20 protein-coding genes are annotated in these 19,886 nt (G+C 38.9%); 15 read left to right on the top strand and 5 right to left on the bottom strand.

Annotated elements, in window-relative coordinates; all coding sequences use genetic code 11:
- Positions 1 to 8: 8 nt before the first annotated feature.
- Together LCM02_RS09050 and LCM02_RS09045 are read left to right on the top strand one after the other, a co-directional pair.
- Positions 9 to 644, top strand: a complete 636-nt coding sequence (locus LCM02_RS09050; protein ID WP_224928370.1) for an SCO family protein — start codon at positions 9 to 11, stop codon at positions 642 to 644.
- Between the two features lie 3 nt (positions 645 to 647).
- Positions 648 to 1,160, top strand: coding sequence for a DUF420 domain-containing protein (locus LCM02_RS09045; protein ID WP_224928367.1), 513 nt, complete (start codon positions 648 to 650; stop codon positions 1,158 to 1,160).
- Positions 1,161 to 1,228: 68 nt separating this feature from the next.
- Here LCM02_RS09045 and LCM02_RS09040 read toward each other — a convergent pair whose 3' ends face one another.
- A complete protein-coding gene (locus tag LCM02_RS09040; RefSeq protein ID WP_224928364.1) occupies positions 1,229 to 2,020 on the bottom strand; it encodes a hypothetical protein in 792 nt (263 codons plus the stop codon).
- Positions 2,021 to 2,172: 152 nt separating this feature from the next.
- On the opposite strand from LCM02_RS09040, the gene LCM02_RS09035 reads away from it, so the two are divergent.
- The 4 genes from LCM02_RS09035 (at position 2,173) to tsaB (ending at position 6,429) form a co-directional block, all read left to right on the top strand.
- On the top strand, positions 2,173 to 3,870 hold the full coding sequence (locus tag LCM02_RS09035) for a tetratricopeptide repeat protein (protein WP_224928361.1): 1,698 nt from the start codon (positions 2,173 to 2,175) through the stop codon (positions 3,868 to 3,870).
- 118 nt (positions 3,871 to 3,988) lie between these two features.
- Entirely contained in the window at positions 3,989 to 4,201 is a 213-nt protein-coding gene (locus tag LCM02_RS09030) for a hypothetical protein (RefSeq protein ID WP_224928358.1), read from the top strand.
- Positions 4,202 to 4,277: 76 nt separating this feature from the next.
- Complete coding sequence (locus tag LCM02_RS09025; RefSeq protein ID WP_224928355.1) at positions 4,278 to 5,726, top strand: TolC family protein; 1,449 nt, start codon at positions 4,278 to 4,280, stop codon at positions 5,724 to 5,726.
- Between the two features lie 19 nt (positions 5,727 to 5,745).
- On the top strand, positions 5,746 to 6,429 hold the full coding sequence (tsaB, locus tag LCM02_RS09020) for a tRNA (adenosine(37)-N6)-threonylcarbamoyltransferase complex dimerization subunit type 1 TsaB (RefSeq protein ID WP_224928352.1): 684 nt from the start codon (positions 5,746 to 5,748) through the stop codon (positions 6,427 to 6,429).
- Here tsaB and LCM02_RS09015 read toward each other — a convergent pair whose 3' ends face one another.
- A complete protein-coding gene (locus LCM02_RS09015) occupies positions 6,430 to 8,553 on the bottom strand; it encodes a thioredoxin domain-containing protein (protein ID WP_224928349.1) in 2,124 nt (707 codons plus the stop codon).
- Between the two features lie 217 nt (positions 8,554 to 8,770).
- On the opposite strand from LCM02_RS09015, the gene LCM02_RS09010 reads away from it, so the two are divergent.
- Both LCM02_RS09010 and trxA read left to right on the top strand, forming a co-directional pair.
- Entirely contained in the window at positions 8,771 to 11,035 is a 2,265-nt protein-coding gene (locus tag LCM02_RS09010) for an inorganic phosphate transporter (RefSeq protein ID WP_224928346.1), read from the top strand.
- Between the two features lie 166 nt (positions 11,036 to 11,201).
- Positions 11,202 to 11,561: a thioredoxin gene (trxA, locus tag LCM02_RS09005; RefSeq protein ID WP_224928343.1), complete on the top strand. Its 360-nt coding sequence runs from the start codon at positions 11,202 to 11,204 to the stop codon at positions 11,559 to 11,561.
- Between the two features lie 72 nt (positions 11,562 to 11,633).
- Here the strand turns inward: trxA and LCM02_RS09000 are convergent, their stop codons facing one another.
- Entirely contained in the window at positions 11,634 to 12,623 is a 990-nt protein-coding gene (locus LCM02_RS09000; protein ID WP_224928340.1) for an aspartate-semialdehyde dehydrogenase, read from the bottom strand.
- Between the two features lie 199 nt (positions 12,624 to 12,822).
- Between LCM02_RS09000 and LCM02_RS08995 the strand changes: the two genes are divergently transcribed.
- Positions 12,823 to 14,091, top strand: a complete 1,269-nt coding sequence (locus tag LCM02_RS08995) for a peptidase U32 family protein (RefSeq protein WP_224928337.1) — start codon at positions 12,823 to 12,825, stop codon at positions 14,089 to 14,091.
- Between the two features lie 20 nt (positions 14,092 to 14,111).
- Here LCM02_RS08995 and LCM02_RS08990 read toward each other — a convergent pair whose 3' ends face one another.
- On the bottom strand, positions 14,112 to 14,297 hold the full coding sequence (locus LCM02_RS08990; RefSeq protein WP_224928334.1) for a hypothetical protein: 186 nt from the start codon (positions 14,295 to 14,297) through the stop codon (positions 14,112 to 14,114).
- Between the two features lie 35 nt (positions 14,298 to 14,332).
- Between LCM02_RS08990 and LCM02_RS08985 the strand changes: the two genes are divergently transcribed.
- Together LCM02_RS08985 and LCM02_RS08980 are read left to right on the top strand one after the other, a co-directional pair.
- The gene (locus tag LCM02_RS08985) at positions 14,333 to 15,055 is read left to right on the top strand and encodes an SDR family NAD(P)-dependent oxidoreductase (RefSeq protein WP_224928332.1); all 723 of its coding nucleotides are present in this window, start codon (positions 14,333 to 14,335) and stop codon (positions 15,053 to 15,055) included.
- Between the two features lie 6 nt (positions 15,056 to 15,061).
- Positions 15,062 to 15,463, top strand: coding sequence for a pyrophosphohydrolase domain-containing protein (locus LCM02_RS08980; protein ID WP_224928330.1), 402 nt, complete (start codon positions 15,062 to 15,064; stop codon positions 15,461 to 15,463).
- A 14-nt stretch (positions 15,464 to 15,477) separates the two neighbouring features.
- On the opposite strand, the gene LCM02_RS08975 is transcribed toward LCM02_RS08980, so the two are convergent.
- Entirely contained in the window at positions 15,478 to 16,548 is a 1,071-nt protein-coding gene (locus tag LCM02_RS08975; protein WP_224928326.1) for a branched-chain amino acid aminotransferase, read from the bottom strand.
- Positions 16,549 to 16,699: 151 nt separating this feature from the next.
- On the opposite strand from LCM02_RS08975, the gene mnmD reads away from it, so the two are divergent.
- The 4 genes from mnmD (at position 16,700) to LCM02_RS08955 (ending at position 19,813) form a co-directional block, all read left to right on the top strand.
- Entirely contained in the window at positions 16,700 to 17,371 is a 672-nt protein-coding gene (gene mnmD, locus LCM02_RS08970; RefSeq protein ID WP_224928323.1) for a tRNA (5-methylaminomethyl-2-thiouridine)(34)-methyltransferase MnmD, read from the top strand.
- A 100-nt stretch (positions 17,372 to 17,471) separates the two neighbouring features.
- On the top strand, positions 17,472 to 18,149 hold the full coding sequence (locus LCM02_RS08965; protein WP_224928320.1) for a phosphatase PAP2 family protein: 678 nt from the start codon (positions 17,472 to 17,474) through the stop codon (positions 18,147 to 18,149).
- Positions 18,139 to 19,680 carry an ArnT family glycosyltransferase gene (locus tag LCM02_RS08960; protein WP_224928317.1) on the top strand — a complete coding sequence of 514 codons (1,542 nt, stop codon included), beginning with the start codon at positions 18,139 to 18,141 and terminating at the stop codon, positions 19,678 to 19,680. The genes LCM02_RS08965 and LCM02_RS08960 overlap by 11 nt, the downstream gene beginning before the upstream one ends.
- Positions 19,673 to 19,813 carry a hypothetical protein gene (locus LCM02_RS08955; protein ID WP_224928312.1) on the top strand — a complete coding sequence of 47 codons (141 nt, stop codon included), beginning with the start codon at positions 19,673 to 19,675 and terminating at the stop codon, positions 19,811 to 19,813. Before LCM02_RS08960 ends, LCM02_RS08955 begins: the two co-directional genes overlap by 8 nt.
- Positions 19,814 to 19,886 lie beyond the last annotated feature (73 nt).

Below are 19,886 nucleotides of genomic sequence, written 5' to 3'. Positions count from 1 at the left end.
AGAAAGCAATGAAGAAGAACTCCTATATCGCAATCGCTTTTGTAATATTGATTTTTGGAATCTGGGCCATTCCAAAGATCATCAAGAAGATGGGCGGAAATGAGCTTTTGAAATTTGAACAGGTTCCTCCTTTTGAATTTACAAACCAGGATAATAAACGGGTCACCAATGCCGATTTTGAGGGTAAGGTTTATGTAGTTGAATTCTTTTTTACGTCCTGTCCTACCATTTGCCCTCGAATGAATGAGAACATGGTGAAGATCCAGAACGAATTCTACGGAAACCCTGATTTTGGTATCGCCTCGGTTTCCATCGATCCCAAAAGAGACAGCCCCGAAGTTCTGAAGATTTATGCCAAAGAGAAAGGAGCAACGTTAAAAAACTGGCATTTTTTAACCGGTGAGAAATCAAAGGTTTATTCCTTTTCGAATGATGGGTTTAAGCTATATGCCGGAGAAAATAAGGATGTTGAAGGCGGTTTTGAACATTCCGGGTTGTTTGCGCTAATCGACAAAAATGGTTTCATCAGATCAAGAACCGTGATCAATGGTGAAATGGAGAATCCTATTAAGTTTTACAACGGGTTGGACGAAAAAGAAGTCCAGTGGATAAAAGAGGATATTAAACTTTTATTAAAGGAATAAGTTATGGAGGAGTCAAAAAAGTACAACCGATTAATCATTATTTTGTCCATTGCTATTCCTTTGGTTGTAGCTGCCCTGTTTGGGGTGAAACTGGACATTGAACTTCCTGTGTTTTTACCACCCATTTACGCAGGAACAAATGCCGTAACTTCAGTTGTTTTGGTCATGGCCCTTTGGGCCATCAAGGTTAGAAATATTGATTTGCACAAAAAATTAATGACCCTGGCCATTGCCTTTTCAGTTTTCTTTTTGGTGTTATATGTATTGTATCATATGACCTCGGATTCCACGAGTTATGGGGGGCAGGGAATTTCTAAATATGTTTATTTCATTATTTTGATATCACATATCTTACTTTCCATTGCAGTCATTCCGTTTGTCCTGATTACCTATGTAAAGGCACTTGCCAAAGATTTTGAAAAGCATAAAAAAATTGCGAGAATAACGTTCCCGCTTTGGCTCTACGTTACCATTAGCGGCGTTGTGGTTTACTTTATGATTTCTCCTTACTATTAAACCCTGCTTTACAGATTAACCACAGATTAAAAAACAATGCCGGGTCCTGAAGACCCGGCAACTTTTATTTATTGTCGTTTTTGTGTCTTTACCAAGGTAGCCATATAGCCATATTTCATGTCTCTGCTGGCAATACCTTCATTAATTTTTTTCATCTGCTCTTCGGTATATTCCGGGCTTGACGCAGTTTCCGGGGGATTGAAGTAGTGATTAAAGTCCTTATACATGTCTACAGTAATGTGCGTGGCATAGGTATCTGTTCCATAAGGAGACATGTACCTTAGGAGTCCCCAGGAAGAACGTATTCCATTGTCCACAGCTTCCTGGTGCATGGGTTTAAATATCTCAGATTCCATTTTTTCATACCTTCCGGCTCCTCCGGGTACGACTTTCATAAAATTAATCGAGGCCATGGTTCCAAGGGGCATCTCAAAGTTATCATCGGTCCCGTCAATATGTTCTAAGTAAATTCGAACGGCCAGATCCCTTGATTTCACCGTTTTATCCATCATTTTATCAAGATCCTCTTCAGACATATCCGGATAAGCAGCTTTTAAAGCAGCATCGAAATCTCCGGCGTTGCTCATCATTTTTACGGGATCGTCATACAGATTAACGGTCATGTACTGATAGTGCTGGTCTTCTCCACCGGGCCTTAATTGCCAGAGGTCCCATCCAATGATATCTCCGTTTTTAACTCTTTGTTCGTGAATTTTTTCCCAAAAGCTTTCCACTTCCCAATAATTGCTTTCCTGTTCGTTGTCAACTCTCATAAATTCGAAGACCAGGTAAAGTTTATCCTGTGCATTTAAATTTACAGCGAACAGGATGAACGCCGTCATTAGCATTAATTTTTTCATAATAGTTTGGTTTAAATTAGATTTGATTTCCCTCAATTTATGAATTTATTTTCATTTCTGCTTAATTTTTTGTATATATTAGACTGATATTCAGCGATTCAATATATTTATTAAGTTAAAAAATTGAATTTTAACCTACCAATTTTAAGATTATGAAATCCAAACTGAACCTCTACATTTTTATCTTATCGAGCTTGATTATTCTCGTATTATTTTTCAAGATCCGTTTTTCAGATTCCAACCTTACAGTTAAAAAGATCGGAATGAATCCTATAAAATGCACTCCGTCTACCTTTCTTTTGGAGGATGTCGATTCTACCCGCCAGATAGCTCCTCTTTTTGAGAATCTTGGGAGCCATGAATTTAAGATCACAACCAAAAACAAATCCTCTCAGATTTTTTTTAATCAGGGTCTGAATCTTGCTTTTGCGTTTAATCATAGTGAGTCACACCGTTCTTTCCTGGAAGCAGAAAGACTGGATCCGGAGGCGGCCATGAATTATTGGGGTCAGGCCTATGTACTTGGGCCTAACATAAACGATCAGATTCCGGATGCTGAGCGAAGGATGAGTGCTTACAAGGCTATTCAGGAAGCATTGAATAAGAAACAAGGTACATCAAAGAAGGAAATGGCGCTTATTGAGGCACTTTCGCACAGATATAGCAAGGATAGTCTGGCTGATTTAAAAGAGCTCAATAGCAACTATATGGAAGCCATGAAAACTGTTGCCGAGAAATTTCCTGAAGATGCAGATATTCTTACCCTGTATGCCGCATCGGTAATGAATACAGTACCCTGGGATTACTGGGATAAAAAGGGAAACCCATCCCCAAATATTGCTGAGGCCAAACAAGCCTTGGAGAAGGCTATGAAAATAAACCCTTCTCATCCTGGAACACATCATTATTATATACATATGGTTGAATTGCCAAAACCCGATCTGGCTGTTCCAAGTGCGGAAAAATTAGCGGCACTGATGCCTGGCGCGGGACATATGGTTCATATGCCTGGCCATATTTATATGCGAGTCGGCCGTTATAAGGAAGCTGTTGAAGCGAATCAGGCGGCCATACTTGTTGATGAGGATTATATCTCTCAATGTTTTGCTCAGGGTCAGTATCCTTTGGGCTATTACCCTCATAATATTCACTTTTTGTGGTCGGCGGCAACGATGATGGGAAATGAGGCGATTGCCATTGAGGCAGCTAAAAAGACTGCTGAAAAGGTTTCTGTATCTAATTTAGATGATGGTCAGTTCTTTCAGAATTTTGCAGCGACCCCGATGCTGGCCTATATGAGGTTCGGAAAGTGGAACGAAATTCTAACCATCCCGGATCCGGGAGATGAATACACGTATCTTAAAATGATCTGGACATTTACAAGAGGGGTTGCCTTTACCAGAAAAGGGAACCTGAAAGAAGCTAAAGAGGAGCTTAAGTTACTTGAAAACAGGGATAAGGATCTTGGCCATGAGAATATTTCAAAGGTGGCGTTCCATGTGCTTTCAGGAGAGGTAGCTGCGGCATCTGGAGATCTGATGAATGGAATCGAGCAATTAAGGATTGCTGTCGAGTTTGAAGATCAGTTGCCATATGACGAGCCGTCTGTATGGTACGTTCCAACCCGCCAGGTTCTTGGGGATCTCTTAATGAGAAATGGGCAATATGAGGAGGCTGAAAAAGTTTATCTGGAAGACCTTGACTATTATCGTCAGAATGGCTGGTCCCTGATGGGTCTGCATAAAAGCCTGAAAGCTCAACAAAAGATTCAGGAAGCTGAGGAAGTTATGATTTCCTTTAAAAAGGCATGGAAACATGCAGATATTGAGATTGAATCTTCTGTTTTATAATAAAATTGATATGAATTGATTCTCAAAAAAGTTGGCATAAAGCCATCATTGACTTATTTTTGCAGCTAAATAATTTGATAGATACACCTGTGTCTGGTCACTTGCTTTATTCTTCAAAATGAAAAAGATTGTTTTTGCTGTAATGCTGATGATTTCCTTTGATTCAATTGCTCAATGCGCTATGTGCAGGGCTGTTGTAGAGCAGGGAGGAGAGGAAGTTGCAGAAGGCATAAATTCAGGAATTGTATACCTTATGGCCTTCCCTTATTTACTTATTGTGGTGGCAGCGTTTTTGTTCTACAGAAATTGGAAGAAATCCTCGATAGGATAATTTTGTAAATATTGTGTAACAAATTTTTTAAGACCTCGTCTTATATTCAAAATTAAAATATCGAAACTTCACGTATATGAAAGCACCACTTAGCTTTATTTTTTTGCTGAGCTTTATTTTTTCTGCTTATGCACAAGAATCAAACCCAAATGTAAAGAAATGGACACTGAAAGAATGTGTCAATTACGCCCTTGAAAATAATATTACTGTAAAGCAGTCTGAGAACAATATTGCTTTGGCCGAGGTGGATAAACGAGGCGCCATAGGGAATTTTATTCCGAATCTTAATATGAGTAGTTCGGCTGCATGGAACTCAGGTCTTACAACCGATGTTACCACAGGGGTTTTAATTAATCAAACGACTCAAACCACCAATGGTGGAATCTCCTCTGGGGTAGCGATCTACAGGGGTTTAAGGAATCAGAATGAATTGAGAAGAGCAGAATTAAGTATTCTGGCCAGCCAGTATCAGTTGGACAAAATCAAGGATGATGTATCATTAAATGTTATTAATGCCTATCTGGAGGTATTGTTCAGTAAAGAAGCAGTTAATGTTGCAGTTCCGCAGGTAGAAATTACTCAGGAGCAGTTGGAACGAACCAAACAGCTGGTTGAAGCCGGAACACTGCCACGAGGAGATTTACTCGATGTTGAAGCTACACTTGCCAACGATGAGCAGAATCTTATTGTGACTGAAAACAGGGTACAGCTGGCCTTGATTGCCCTTGCGCAATTATTGCAATTGGAAGAATATGAAAACTTTGATATTGCCGATGAAGAAATAGAAACCTTGCCTTTGATCAATCTGGCTGATTATTCCGTGGATAAAATATATGCGAAAGCCCTGGAAACAAGAAATGAGATTAAGGTGGCTCAGGCCAATATAGAAATTGCCGAGAAAGATATCAAATTGGCAAAAGGAGCCATGCATCCAACATTATCGGGGTTCTTTAACTGGAATTCAAGATATTCCAACAGGGATATAATTACAGGCTCGGAAATTGACCCTAACAACCCGACACGTGTCATCGGGGTTGTTGAAACAACGGGTGATAATGTTATTGCTCCAAATTTTACTCCTGTTACTGGCCCTCCTCTTGATTTCTTCGATCAATTTGATCAAAATAAAGGTAGTTCTTTTGGATTGTCGTTGCAGATTCCGATTTTAAACGGCTTTAATGCTTCGAACAACGTTAGAAAAGCAAAAATCAATTACGATCAGCAAAAGTATCAACTTGAGCAGGAAGAACTTGATCTTGAAAGAATTATACATCAGGTATATGCGGATGCTGTTGGTGCCTTAAAATTGTATGAGGCCACAAAAAGATCCCTTGAAGCCAGAGAAATATCATTTACATATGCCCAGGAAAGGTTTGATGTGGGTGTTTTGAATTCATTTGATTTCAGTCAGATCAAAAACAGGCTGGTTACCGCAAATTCAGATTTTCTAAGAGCAAAATATGATTTTATCTTTAGGGTCAAGCTTCTTGAATATTATTACGGTATACCGGTTGAAAACTTATAATTAATTAGACGGAGCTTTATTGGAAACTATCCTCAACATAGAAACTGCAACCAAAAACTGTTCTGTAAGTTTATCACAAGGGGATAACATACTTGCAATAAAGGAATTAAATGAAGGAAAGTTTTCTCATTCTGAGAAATTACATTCCTTCATTTTGGATGTTATGCGCTCAATCGAAATCAGTATGAAGGATCTGGATGCCATTGCAATAAGCAAAGGGCCTGGTTCTTATACAGGTTTAAGAATTGGAGTTTCTGCCGCAAAAGGATTGTGTTACGCTTTGGATCTTCCCCTTATTTCAGTTCCAACCCTTGAAATTGTTGCCCGGCAGGTCAGTCTGGACCCGGATGAACTTGTGGTACCCTTGCTGGATGCCAGAAGGATGGAGGTTTACAGCGGTGTTTTTGACCATAATTACGATCAGATCCGTCAAACCGAAGCGGAGATCATCGATGCTTCCTCATTTGGTTCTTTTTTAGAAAAAGGAAAAGTCTATTTTGCCGGGGATGGTGCTGCTAAGTGCAAAAGCGTTTTAAAACACGTCAATGCCCGATTTGTGGATAGCATTTACCCGTCCGCTAAAGAAATGCCTCTTGTTTCCAGCAAAAAATTCCGGTCCCGTGAGTTTGAGGATCTTGCCTATTTTGAGCCTTTTTATCTCAAAGATTTTATTGCCGGAAAGCCTAAGCAGTATTTTAAATAATCAGAAAGAGCTATTGATTTGATCCAGGGCTTTTGCGGCTTCAGAAACGGGAAGTTTACAGGCACCGTTTATGCATACGTAAATAGTGGTTTCATTCTCATTGAACTTGTATTCCAAAAGCGGAAGTTTACTTTCGCCCTGACTGCCTATGATCATTTTATTTGGAATATATACCTGATTCAGGGCTTTTAGTTTATCAAGTGCCTTGGGCCCAACAATGGCTACTTCATAATATTCCCCGATATAATTACTGTAAAGATTCAACCAGTTCGAGGCTCCGGCACCATAATTAATTGTCATTTCTTTTACGTTGTTCAACATGGTCATGGCGTTATCCGAATAATATTTATTTGCATAATAATGCCCCAGCTTAAAAAGGTTATTCGCCATAATTGAATTCGAAGAAGGAATCACATTATCGTCTGTTTCCACTTTTCTTGTGATCAGGCCGGTCTCCAGGTCAGAAGTAAAAAAGAACATTTTACTCTCCTCATTATAAAAGTGGTCAAAGCTGTAATCGATAAGTTGTTTTGCATTGTGTAACCATTTCTCATCAAGGGTTACCTCATATAAGCTTATAAAAGCATCGGTAACAGTGGCGTAGTCTTCCAGGTAAGCCTCTATATTGCTCTGATCATTTTTATAATTTCTGTACAGTCCACCGTCTTCTTTTGTCATTTTAGTCTGCAGAAAACGAGCATTTTTAAGTGCAACCTCTAAGAATCGGTCTTCCTGAAAAACGCTGTAGGCGTCAATATATCCTTTGAGCATAAGAGCGTTCCATGAGGTAAGTGTTTTGTCATCAAGCCGGGGACGTTCTCTTTTATTTCGTTCCTCAGAAAGAATCTTCTGCCATTGCCTGAGTTTGATTTTAAGTTCATCTTCCTCAATTTCATTTTCCACACAAAATTCTGTGTTTGATATGGAACGGATCAAATGGTATTTATCATCTTCCCACTTTCCATAACCATTAATATTGTAGTATTTGGAAAACAGCTCAAAATCATCATTTAAAAGGTTTTGCAGATCAATTTTGTTCCAAACATAAAAGGCGCCTTCTTCCAATTCACCCATTTCATTGTAGCTGTCTGCATCAAGGGAAGAGTAAAATGCTCCAATATCTTTATATAACTCAGCCTCAACAAAATCAATGGTTCTGTATACAACCTCTTTGTATAACGGGTTTTTTGTAACCAGGAAGGCTTTTGAATAAAGGGAGACCATCTGGGCATTATCATAAAGCATTTTTTCAAAATGAGGTACATGCCAGTGGTCATCAACAGAATATCTTGCAAACCCTCCTCCCACGTGATCAAAAATTCCCCCATAGGCGATCTGGGTAAGTGAAGTGTTGACATAGTCCATCATTTCCTTATCATTGTTCTGAACGGCATATCGTAAAAGAAATGAAAGGTTCCCGGGCATAGGAAATTTGGGAGCGCCTTTCCGACCGCCATTTTTCTGGTCCATGGTTGGAAGCCAATTCTCTATGGCCAGTTCTAATCCTGATATATCAAAAACAGCTTCTTCCTCATTGAGTTCTATAAGTCCGGTTTGTTTTACTCCCTCGGTTAGTTTGGCTGCGTAATCTTCAGCTTTTTCAGGTTCATTTTTATAAAGATCGGCAAGCTGAGTCAAGGCATTGATCCAGTTTTCTTTCGGAAAATAAGTGCCTCCCCAAATAGGCCTGCCATCCGGTAAAGCCACACAATTTAAGGGCCAGCCCCCGCTACCTGTAAGTAATTGTACGGCATTCATATAAATTTGATCGACATCGGGTCTTTCCTCGCGATCTACTTTAATGTTGATAAAATTTTCGTTCATCAATGCAGCCACTTCGGGATCTTCAAAACTTTCTCTTTCCATGACATGGCACCAGTGACAGGCGGCGTACCCCACAGATATTAACAGTAATTTGTTTTCCTTTTTTGCCATCTCCAGGGTTTGATCGTTCCAGGGGTACCAGTCAACCGGATTATGGGCATGCTGCAACAAATAGGGGCTAGTCTCATTGACAAGAGCGTTGGTATATTGATAGTTGTTTTCCATGTTGGGTTCTTTTGTATTCTTACAGCCAGATAACAGTGTAAATACTGAAATTAAAGTAAACAGTGTCTTATACATAAAGCAAATTTTGACAAATATAAGACCATTTCAAGGATATTAATTGTTAAAGTTACAGGGTTATAGTAAGGGATGGGACTTTTGGAACCAACCTGTGCGGTTTAAGTGAACTAAAAGTTAAATAAAGGTTACGGATATTTTTAAAATGGTAACATTAAGTTAACATTGAAACCTCTTTTGTATTATAGCTTTGCAAAATAAAATTACATATTTAAGTATGGAAAATATCTATGTTTTAATGTTGTTTGCTTTGGTTGCACTTGCGGCCATTGACCTTGTTGTTGGGGTAAGTAATGATGCAGTAAATTTCCTTAATTCTGCCATCGGATCAAAGGTAGTTTCGATGAGAACCATTATGATCGTGGCCAGCATTGGTATTGCCGTTGGAGCCATTTTTTCCAGTGGTATGATGGAGGTGGCCCGTAAAGGAATTTTTAATCCGGGAGAGTTTTATTTTAATGAGATCATGATCATCTTTATGGCTGTAATGATCACAGATGTCCTGCTGCTGGATTTTTTCAATACCCTTGGAATGCCGACGTCCACAACGGTCTCCATTGTTTTTGAACTTTTAGGAGCGGCGGTTGCCATGGCCCTGATAAAAATAGCATTGGCCGATGATCAGACCGTTGCTAATCTTTCACAGTATATCAATACGGAAAAAGCGGTACTTATAATTTCTGGAATATTCCTGTCGGTAATTGTGGCTTTTTCTATAGGTGCCATTGTACAGTATTTGTCAAGATTGTTCCTCACTTTTAATTTTGAACAAAAGCCCAAAATGTACGGGGCATTGTTTAGCGGAATCGCCTTGACGTCAATTACCTATTTTATCTTTATGAAGGGACTAAAAGGAACTGCCTATTATAATGATATCAAGGGACTTCTGGAAGGAAACGAAATGTATATCATCGGTGTTGCCTTTATCATCTGGACCTCTTTGTCTTATATCCTGACAAAGTTTATGAATATCAATTTATACAAGATAATAATCACTGTTGGTACTTTTGCCCTTGCACTGGCCTTCGCCGGTAATGACCTTGTAAATTTCATTGGGGTTCCTATGGCGGCCTGGAACTCGTATGAGGCGTGGTCAGCTTCGGGAGTAACGGCAAATGAGTTTAGTATGGAAGTATTGGCCGGTAAGGTACCGACGCCTGCCTTGTTCTTATTTATTGCAGGAATGATCATGGTGGTAACGTTGTGGTTCTCTTCAAAAGCAAAGAAAGTAGCGGCAACCGAGGTAAATCTTGCGAGACAAAGTGAGGGCCATGAACGGTTCCAGCCCAATACGCTGTCAAGAATAATTGTACGTTCATCACTGGGAATGATCAGTGGACTAAGCTTTATTTTACCAAAATCTTTCCAGCAGGGTGTCGAGAACCGATTTGAAAAGCCGGTTGTGAACCTTCCAAAGAAGAAGGTTTATGAGTTACCTGCATTTGATGCTGTTCGAGCGTCCACCAACCTTATGGTTGCAGGTATCCTGATCTCCATTGCGACCTCTTATAAATTACCTCTTTCAACTACCTATGTTACTTTTATGGTAGCCATGGGTACCTCACTTGCCGACAGGGCCTGGGACAGAGAAAGTGCGGTGTATCGAGTGGCAGGGGTGTTAAATGTGATTGGAGGATGGTTCTTTACCGCTTTTATTGCTTTTGTGACTGCAGCGATTTTTACCTATCTGATCCACCTTGGAGGCATTACTGCTGTTAGCCTCTTATTGTTGCTTGTGTTGTTCATTTTGGTAAGAAATTTTTTGAGACACAAGAAAGAGGAGAAGGAAAAAGCCGAGCAAAGAGTGATCAAGAGAGAAGAGTTGATCACTGCAAAAGAAGTAATTGAAGAAACCTCGGACCATATATCGGAAGTGGTTACCAGGGTGGATAAACTATATACTAATGTTGTCAACAATCTTACTTTACAGGATCTTGGGAAATTAAAAAAGACGGATAAACATGTATTGAAACTAAACGGAGAGGTTGATTCGCTAAAGGATGAAGCTTTTTACTTTATAAAATCCCTTGACGATTCATCGGTTGAGGCCAGTAGATTTTATTTGTTGGTTCTGGGTTATTTGCAGGATATATCTCAATCCATAAGTTATATATCCAAGGCGAGTTACAAGCATGTGAACAATAACCACAAGAAGCTTAAAAAAGGTCAGATCAAGGACCTTAAAATCATTGATGAGCAGTTATCAACAATGCTGAAACAGATAGCGGTGATTTTCCACGAAAGAAAGTTTGATGATATTTTTGAGGTCATTGAAGAAAAGCATGAGCTTTTTGATCATGTTTCAAAATCAATTGAAAAGCAAATCAACAGAATTCGATCAGAGGAATCAAGTGCTAAGAATACAACCTTGTACTTTGGGAATTTACTTGAAACAAAAGATCTGATCACTGCAATTATGAATTTGCTGGAGCTTTATCAGGAATTCCACTTGAGCATGAAAAAAGCAAAAATCAAAATGTAAGTTTTCATTAAAAACCCGATCAAACGATCGGGTTTTTTGTTTTTATCAATGTAACATTAGTGACCGACATTATGTCAAAATATCCGTCACTTTGTACACGTTTAAGAAGCGGTACAGATATTGCTATTAAATTGAAAAACAATATTTAACATATAAAATATGTATTATGACTGAATTGTTGACCAAAGAAACATTTTTACAGAAAGTGTTCAATTTTGAAAATAATAAGGAATGGAAATTTGAAGGTGATAAGCCTTGTATTATAGATTTTTATGCGGATTGGTGTGGGCCTTGTAAAATGGTGGCCCCCATCTTGGAGGAATTGTCTGAGGAATACAAAGATAAAATTGATATTTATAAGGTTGATACGGAGGCAGAACAAGAACTTTCTGCTGCCTTTGGAATCAGAAGTATTCCATCAATGTTATTCTGTCCCTCAGATGAACAACCTCAAATGGCTCAGGGTGCTTTGCCAAAACATAATCTTGAGCAGATTATTCAAGAGGTATTGAAAGTTGAAAAATAAAATTTTTCGTAAGGGTGTAAAAAAAGCTGTTTTCAATGAAAACAGCTTTTTTTTGAGATTGAATTTGAAAAATCAAACAAGCTCTTCCTCAATAAGATATTCTGCTATTTGAATCGTATTTGTGGCTGCTCCTTTTCTTAGATTATCACTAACAACCCACATATTCAAGGAATTTGGCTGGGATTCATCTCTTCTGATTCTCCCTACGAAAACATCGTCCTTACCTTCCGCATAAATAGGCATAGGATAGGTATTGGTGTCCAGGTTGTCCTTAACCACGACTCCTTCTGTTTCATGCAATATCTGCCTTACTTCATCCACATCAAATTCCTTTTCAAATTCAATGTTGATGCTTTCTGAATGGCCTCCGGCAACAGGTATTCGCACTGCTGTTGCAGTTACGGCAATACTGTCATCACTTAGTATTTTTCTTGTTTCATTGACAAGTTTCATTTCTTCCTTTGTATATCCGTTTTCCTCGAAAACATCGCAATGAGGCAAAGCATTTCTGTGAATAGGATATGGATAAGCCATTTCTCCTTTAATACCCTGATATTCATTTTCCAGTTGCTGAACGGCTTTTACTCCCGTCCCTGATATAGACTGATAGGTTGAAATTACCAGTCTTTTTATTCCATATTTTTTATGCAAAGGAGCCAGGGCCACCACCATCTGAATGGTAGAACAATTTGGGTTGGCAATGATCTTATCGTCTGAGGTCAGATCACCGGCGTTAATTTCCGGAACAACTAATTTCTTATCAGGGTCCATTCGCCAGGCTGATGAATTATCCACTACCGTTGTTCCAACAGCAGCAAACTTTGGTGCCCATTCCAGAGAAGTGCCCCCTCCGGCTGAAAATAAAGCAATGTCCGGCCTTTGCGATACAGCTTCTTCAAGTCCGATTACGGTCAATTCCTCTCCCTTGTAAGTCATCTTTTTCCCAACTGATCTCTCAGAGGCCACTAATAACAATTCAGTTACAGGAAAATTTCTTTCTTCCAGAACTTCTAACATAACGTTTCCTACCATTCCGGTAGCTCCTACTAATGCAATTTTCATTTTCTTAATGTATAAATAATCAATTTTTAAAATGCAAAGATGCTAAATAATTACCGATGATTACAGTTCATTAATCACTTAAATAACAATTTGTTTAAATTCTATCAAATTTAGAGCCAGTCACTTAATTTTTAACAGATATTAATTGATTAAATAATAAATTGTAATTTTGCAGCGCTAAAAAACTAAGAAAATCGATATGGTATTGAACGGAAAGAATAAAATCGAATTGATGGCACCTGCGGGAAATTTTGAGTCTTTGCAAGCTGCCCTCGATAATGGAGCAGATTCTGTTTATTTTGGTGTAGAGCAGCTCAATATGAGGGCAAGAGCCTCTATCAATTTTACACTTGAAGACTTGGAAGAGATCTCTAAAAGGTGTAAGGAAAAAAATGTCAGGACCTACCTGACGCTGAATACCATAATTTATGATCACGATCTTAGTATTGTTAAAACATTACTGAAAAAAGCAAAAGAGGCTGATATTTCCGCCGTTATTGCCATGGATCAGGCTGTTATCGCCATGGCCAGGCAGGAGGGAATGGAAGTTCATATTTCTACCCAGATCAATATTACGAATATTGAAACCGTAAAATTCTATGCCATGTTCGCGGATACCATCGTGTTGAGCAGGGAACTTAGCTTGCGTCAGGTCAAGAAAATAACGGAGCAAATTCAAAAGGAAGAGATCAAAGGGCCGTCGGGACGTTTACTTGAGATTGAAATCTTTGGTCATGGGGCACTTTGTATGGCGGTATCAGGTAAATGTTATATGAGTCTGCACTCACATAATTCTTCTGCCAATCGTGGAGCCTGCAAGCAGAATTGCAGAAAAAAATATACGGTGATCGATCAGGAAACAGGTTTCGAGATGGAACTGGATAATGAGTATATCATGTCTCCCAAAGATCTTTGTACCATCGATTTTCTGGATCAGGTGGCTGATGCCGGAATAAGTGTGTTAAAAATTGAAGGAAGAGGGAGAGCTCCTGAATATGTTGCAAAAGTTATAAAGTCCTACCGACAGGCCATAGACTCCCTTACAGAGGGTACTTATGACAAGGAGAAAGTGATTGGCTGGATGCTTGAGCTGGAAAAGGTGTACAACAGAGGCTTCTGGAACGGATATTACCTGGGTCAGAAGCTGGGTGAATGGAGCAAAGGCTCAGGTTCTCATGCGACTCAAAAGAAAGTTTATATAGGGAAAGGTGTGCACTTTTTTCCAAAGGCAAATATTGGAGAATTCAAACTGGAGGCCTTTGATTTGAAAATTGGGGACCAGATTTTAATTACAGGGCCTACAACCGGCGCCAAGGAGTTGGTCATTAAAGAAATGTTTGTTAATGATGAAAAGGGTGATTTTGCGAAAAGAGGTGACAACATTACTATTCCTTTGGAATTTCGTATCAGGCCAAGTGACAAATTATACAAGATCGTTGCCGTTGAAAAACCCGTGGAGATCATTTAAGCAAGGCAGGACCATTGTTTTTAGTGAAGCCAAAAGGTAAGAGTAGCAAAAAGAGCTATTACAGCTATAATACCCAGGGCTACCAGCCATACCTTATTGTAATAGATCTTATGGAGTTTTATATCTTTTCTGTAACTCCAGATCATGATCAACACAAAAGAAAGGGCAAAAAAGGCGGCAAAAATAAGTTGTCCTCTGCTAAACATTTTATTTATATTTAAGGCTGCAAAGTTAAGATAATATGAGCAAACATGCGATCGTTTTTGGTGCCACTTCAGGTATTGGAAGGGCATTGACAAAAATCCTGGTCAATGACGGCTATTCAGTGCTGGTTACGGGAAGGCGCAAGGAGCGATTAGAATCATTAAAGAAAGAATACCCTGAATCCATATTCATCAGGCAGCATGACATAACGCATTTAGAAGATACGGATAGATTTTTTCATGAAATCCTTGATATTTTTGATCATGTGGACCTGATTATCCATAATTCAGGGATCGGAGAAAATAATTTTGACCTTGAGTGGGACAAAGATCATCCTACGCTGGAGACTAATGTTTTGGGTGCTGCTAAGGTGTACCAGCTCTCTTATAATTATTTTAAGAATCAGGGCAGGGGCCATCTTGTAAGCATCACTTCCATAGCTTCCCTTGTCGGTAACAGGCACGTTCCGGCTTACCATGCCTCAAAGGCGTTTCAGTCGAACTACATGGAGTCCTTATGGATGAAGGCAAGAAAGACAAAGAAGGCTAAAATTTCGATAACCAACATATTACCCGGATATGTGGATACAGACATCATAACGGGCCCTACTTTTTGGATGGCTCCTCTTGATAAAGCCTCCAAACAGATTTATTCCGCAATTAAAAGAAAAAAAAGAAAGGCATATATTACCAGAAGGTGGAGGCTGGTTGCCTTGATGATGAAAGTTGTTCCTCCCCATATTCTAATTAAATTTTTATAAATAAACATGAAGAGAAAAATTAAAGCGGTTCAGGAGTTCCATGAATCTTTTGGTCTGGGGGTTCAGCACAGCCCTGTTGCAAGGTTGTCAGCTGAAAAATTAAAGTTGAGATTTGACCTTATGGATGAAGAGAACAGGGAATATCTTGAAGCAGCAGAAAATGGAGATCTGGTTGAGGTTGCTGATGCACTTGGTGACATGCTTTATATTTTATGCGGAACCATTCTTGAGCATGGAATGCAATATAAAATAGAGGAAGTCTTTGAAGAAATTCAAAGAAGCAACATGAGCAAACTTGGTGAGGATGGCAAACCGATTTATCGTGAAGACGGAAAAGTTTTAAAGGGGCCTAATTATTTCAAGCCAGATATTGCCAATATTTTTGAAAAAGGGCCTCACGTTGAGTAAGGCCCTCATCGCTTTTATTTTACAAGCTGTCTCCAGCCGAACTTATCTTCCGATCTGTTGTATTGGATATCAGTAATCTGCTTCTTTAGATTAGCAGCATAAGTTTCTTCAAGTTTAGGAAGAATATAGTCTTTATCGTCGAAGCCAAATCCATCAATGGGAGAAATCACAGCAGCGGTACCGGCACCGAACATTTCCTTAAGGCTGCCATTTTTGGAAGCCTCCACCAGTTCTTTAACGGAAATTCTTCTTACTTCTACTGAAATTCCCTGATCACGGGCTATATCGATAATACTTTTTCTTGTGATACCGTCTAAAATCCGGTCGCTTGTCGGGGCGGTCACAAGGGTATCATTAATTCGGATAAATATATTCATTGCTCCTGCCTCCTCGATAAATTCATGTGAGGTATCGTCTGTCCAGATAACCTGTTGATATCCTTTTTCAATTGCCAGGTTGGTAGGGTAAAACTGACCGGCATAGTTACCACCTGCTTTTGCATATCCTACTCCGCCGTTGGCAGATCTGGAATATTTTTGTTCTATCAGAACTTTCAGTTCACCGCCAAAATAAGGGCCCGAAGGCGAGCAGGCAATGATAAACGTATATTTATCAGAAGGAGAGGCATGGAAGCCATTTCCCGAGGCAAACATAAATGGCCTGATGTATAGTGAGCTGTTCGGAGCAGTGGGAATCCAGTCCTTGTCCAATAACAACAGCGCTTCAAGGCCTTCCATAAAATAGGACTCGGGCAGTTCAGGCATAGCCAGTCTCTTTGCCGAAATATTCATTCTCTTTTGATTCTCGATTGGCCTGAAAAGAAAGACATCATTATTTTCATCTTTGTAAGCTTTCATACCTTCAAATACCGACTGTCCGTAATGAAAAATTTTGGCAGAAGGATCAAGATGCAGATTTTGATAAGGAACAATTTTGGGCAGTTCCCATTTTCCATTCTCGTACTCACAAATCAGCATATGATCGGTATAAACCTGACCAAAAGGAAGATTATTAAAATCGACCTGTTCAATTTTAGAATTCTTTGTTTTTTCAATCGTAATCTTTTGACTTACTTCTAAACTCATAGTTCTGATATTTTAAACAAAAGTAATTATTATCCCTTAAATAAGAGGCCCCAATGAGGTTTTTATCAAGAGGCACCCAAGGTTCTGAGAAATAATTTTTCATAATTATGTAAAGCATTTTAATTCTTTACCTTTGTCCCGATTTAGCAATATGGAAAGAAAGATCATTAAAACTTCTGACGGCTCCTACAGTGTTTATTTACCTGAATGGGATGAAAATTATCATTCCAGGCACGGTGCCATTCAAGAAGCTTATCATGTTTTTATCAAACATGGATTGGATTTGTTTCCGGATCATAGCAAGGTAAGGATCCTTGAAATGGGATTTGGCACCGGTTTAAATTGTATGATTACTTATCTTGAGGCAAAGAAGAGAAATTTGACGATAGATTATTTGGGATTGGAAGGTTTTCCGCTTGAGCCAGAGCTCATTTGGGAGTTGAATCATCTCGATCAGCTCGGTGCCGAAAACTTTAAGGATGACTATAAAAAACTCATTGCTTCCTCCTGGGAAATTCCGATTGATTTAAATGGCAAGTTCAAATTATTAAAACAAGAGTTAATGTTTGCAGATTTTACAGGGAAATCTGTTTCTGATCTCATTTATTTTGATGCGTTTGGAGCCAGGGTTCAACCGGAGTTATGGACAGAGGAAATTTTTAAGAAAATGTATGAAGCCCTGGATGCAAACGGGGTTCTTGTGACCTATTCGGCAAAGGGAAGTGTAAGGAGAGCCATGCAGGCTGTAGGGTTTACCGTAGAGCGTTTGCCGGGCCCTCCTGGAAAAAGGGAAATGCTGAGAGGAATAAAAGCGCAGAAATGAAGGAAAAAAGCCAAAAGTTTGAATTAATTTACATGATAAAAGAAGTTTGTAAATTTTAATCTATTTTGCCGGATAAGGTCTGTATAAAACATTTAAAAAATTGAAGTATTTAAAACAGTTATTAAAAGAAAAAAGTATTTGGTTCTTAATGATTCCGTTTTTGGCCTGGATGTTGTTTATGATCGTCAAATACGGAAAGGGGCCTTCGCACTTAATGGTGAATCAATGGCATTCGGAATGGGCAGATCAATTTTTTAAATATATCACTCATTTGGGTGATGGCGCTATTTTTGCCGTAGTCATAGTAATCCTGGCTTTTTACAGGCTAAGATGGTCCCTTTACCTGCTTTTTGCATCGTTATTTACACTTCTTTTCGTTTTTATAACCAAGCAAATTATTTTTAACGGAATGCCAAGACCGACAAAGTATTTTGAAAACCAGGAGGTATTGCATCTTGTAGCAGGTGTTAAAATGCATTCCTGGAATACTTTCCCATCAGGTCATACCATTACCGCTTTTGCTATTTTTATGATTCTGGTACTCGTAACAAAAAAGGAATATTTCAAATATGTTTTTGTTCTTGCGGCCATATTTGCGGGATATTCAAGAGTATATTTATCACAGCATTTTTTGGGGGATGTTCTTTCCGGTGCCATCATCGGGACCGCCATAGCGGTGATAAGTTGTGCTCTTGTTGATAACTGGTCCTTGTTAAATAAAGGGCAGTGGATGGACAAAGACATAACTCAACTATTTGCAAGGACAAATGAGCAATAAACAGAAACTCTTTTTACTCATTTCGGTCTCTACGCTGATAAGGCTTATTGCAGGAGGCAGTATACAATTGGGTAACGATGAGGTGTATTACTGGACATATGCCATGTATCCGGACTGGAGTCATTTTGACCATCCCCCTATGGTTGGTTTTTTTGAACAGATTTTTTCCCTTAACCTCTTTTTTGACTCGGAACTCGCCTTGCGTCTGGGGTTTATCGTTTCAGGTAGTTTGAGTACCTGGTTGTTGTTTCTGATTGGTAAAGAGGTGAAGGATGAAAGAACAGGACTTTTGGCTGCTATACTCTATAACACCAGTATTTATGGTTTCGTTATAGCAGGGCTTTTTATTATGCCTGATGGTCCCCTGGTTTTGTTTTGGATGATGTCTTTATTGTTCTTTATAAAATATCAGAAGGCCACAAATAAATTTCATGTGAACCTTTATCTGAGCCTTTCAATTTTGGCGGCATCCCTGGGTGTTTATTCAAAATACCAGGCCGCTTTTCTTATAGCTGGCTATGGTATGTATTGGTTATTTTACAAAAGGGATCAGCTTAGAAACCCTGTGTTATATCTCAACCTTGGCTTTACGGCTCTAATTGTTTTTATTATAGTATACTGGAATTACCTAAACAGTTTCAGCGGGGTAAGTTATCACTCTGAACGCGTCACGGTATTTGAACCTGCCTTTAATCCGGACTCTTTTCTAAGAGAAATTGTAGGACAGATTGCCTATAACAATCCCTATAATTATATAGTGATTCTGTTGGCCCTGGTAGGGTACAGAAAAAAAAGATTTATATCATCTGATTATTTTAATCTGATACTATTGATTAGCCTCCCACTGATTGGTATAACCCTATTTTTTTCCATCTTCAGGGACACACTGCCTCACTGGTCAGGGGTATCATTTTTGTCTCTGGCGATCATTGCGGCAGCCCGTTTAGCGGACCGTACTAAAAACAGGGGCATAACCATTACAATGATCATTATTTTTTCATTGATGCTGACTGGTATTGGGATTGTAAACAAAGGATGGGGGCAGGGCTCTGAACCCGGGCAATACGAAAATACCAAGTTGGGTAAAAATGACCCCACGCTGGATATGTATGGATGGGATCAGGTTTATGATCATTATCGATTTCTTGAAGAAAAGAATGAAAGGCTGAATGGTCTTCCTGTAGTTTCTAATAAATGGTACCCGGGTTCGCATTTATTTTATTACCTGGCCAATCCATTGGGGAAATCAGTCTATGTATTGGGTGAGATGAAAGATATGCACAAGTACTTTCTAATTAATCAATCCATGCCAGATCTTGTTGAGGGGCAGAGTGCTATTTATTTTACGCACAGCAGGAATTTTAAGGCACCGGAAATAACAATGCCGTCCTTTTTTAAGAAGTATACCTTACTGAGTGAATTTCCCATAATACGCGGTGGAATAACGGCAGAGTTTGGTTATTTTTATTTGCTTGAAGGATACAAAATCACTAACTTAGAGCAACAAGTTAAAGACCTCAGCAATGAGTGAAACAAAGTTTATCAAACGAAAAAAGCCAAATTACAAAAGAATCATTATCCTTCTTGTTATTTTGGTGATCGTTGCCTTTATTTTCTATAATATAGAAACCTTACTGACAGGATTGTTTGAAGTTAGAGATTAAAGTTTAGATAAAGGGAGTGTAGTGATCCCTGATTTTTTCTTTCTTTCCTTAAGGTTCTTTAGAGGGAGAATTG

The sequence above is a fragment of the Lutimonas saemankumensis genome (genome assembly GCF_020171465.1).
GTDB lineage: Bacteria > Bacteroidota > Bacteroidia > Flavobacteriales > Flavobacteriaceae > Lutimonas > Lutimonas saemankumensis.
The sequence above is the reverse complement of the archived record's forward strand: the minus strand, read 5'-3'. Positions and strand labels throughout refer to the sequence as shown.

Coding starts and splice junctions, on each gene's coding strand:
- LCM02_RS08980 (WP_224928330.1), top strand. CDS start 15,062: ATGAAGAGAAAAATTAAAGCGGTTCAGGAGTTCCATGAATCTTTTGGT.
- LCM02_RS08995 (WP_224928337.1), top strand. CDS start 12,823: ATGGTATTGAACGGAAAGAATAAAATCGAATTGATGGCACCTGCGGGA.
- LCM02_RS08990 (WP_224928334.1), bottom strand. CDS start 14,297: ATGTTTAGCAGAGGACAACTTATTTTTGCCGCCTTTTTTGCCCTTTCT.
- LCM02_RS09050 (WP_224928370.1), top strand. CDS start 9: ATGAAGAAGAACTCCTATATCGCAATCGCTTTTGTAATATTGATTTTT.
- LCM02_RS09040 (WP_224928364.1), bottom strand. CDS start 2,020: ATGAAAAAATTAATGCTAATGACGGCGTTCATCCTGTTCGCTGTAAAT.
- LCM02_RS09000 (WP_224928340.1), bottom strand. CDS start 12,623: ATGAAAATTGCATTAGTAGGAGCTACCGGAATGGTAGGAAACGTTATG.
- trxA (WP_224928343.1), top strand. CDS start 11,202: ATGACTGAATTGTTGACCAAAGAAACATTTTTACAGAAAGTGTTCAAT.
- mnmD (WP_224928323.1), top strand. CDS start 16,700: ATGGAAAGAAAGATCATTAAAACTTCTGACGGCTCCTACAGTGTTTAT.
- LCM02_RS09015 (WP_224928349.1), bottom strand. CDS start 8,553: ATGTATAAGACACTGTTTACTTTAATTTCAGTATTTACACTGTTATCT.
- LCM02_RS08960 (WP_224928317.1), top strand. CDS start 18,139: ATGAGCAATAAACAGAAACTCTTTTTACTCATTTCGGTCTCTACGCTG.
- LCM02_RS09035 (WP_224928361.1), top strand. CDS start 2,173: ATGAAATCCAAACTGAACCTCTACATTTTTATCTTATCGAGCTTGATT.
- LCM02_RS09025 (WP_224928355.1), top strand. CDS start 4,278: ATGAAAGCACCACTTAGCTTTATTTTTTTGCTGAGCTTTATTTTTTCT.
- LCM02_RS09010 (WP_224928346.1), top strand. CDS start 8,771: ATGGAAAATATCTATGTTTTAATGTTGTTTGCTTTGGTTGCACTTGCG.
- LCM02_RS08985 (WP_224928332.1), top strand. CDS start 14,333: ATGAGCAAACATGCGATCGTTTTTGGTGCCACTTCAGGTATTGGAAGG.
- LCM02_RS08975 (WP_224928326.1), bottom strand. CDS start 16,548: ATGAGTTTAGAAGTAAGTCAAAAGATTACGATTGAAAAAACAAAGAAT.
- LCM02_RS08955 (WP_224928312.1), top strand. CDS start 19,673: ATGAGTGAAACAAAGTTTATCAAACGAAAAAAGCCAAATTACAAAAGA.
- LCM02_RS09030 (WP_224928358.1), top strand. CDS start 3,989: ATGAAAAAGATTGTTTTTGCTGTAATGCTGATGATTTCCTTTGATTCA.
- LCM02_RS09045 (WP_224928367.1), top strand. CDS start 648: ATGGAGGAGTCAAAAAAGTACAACCGATTAATCATTATTTTGTCCATT.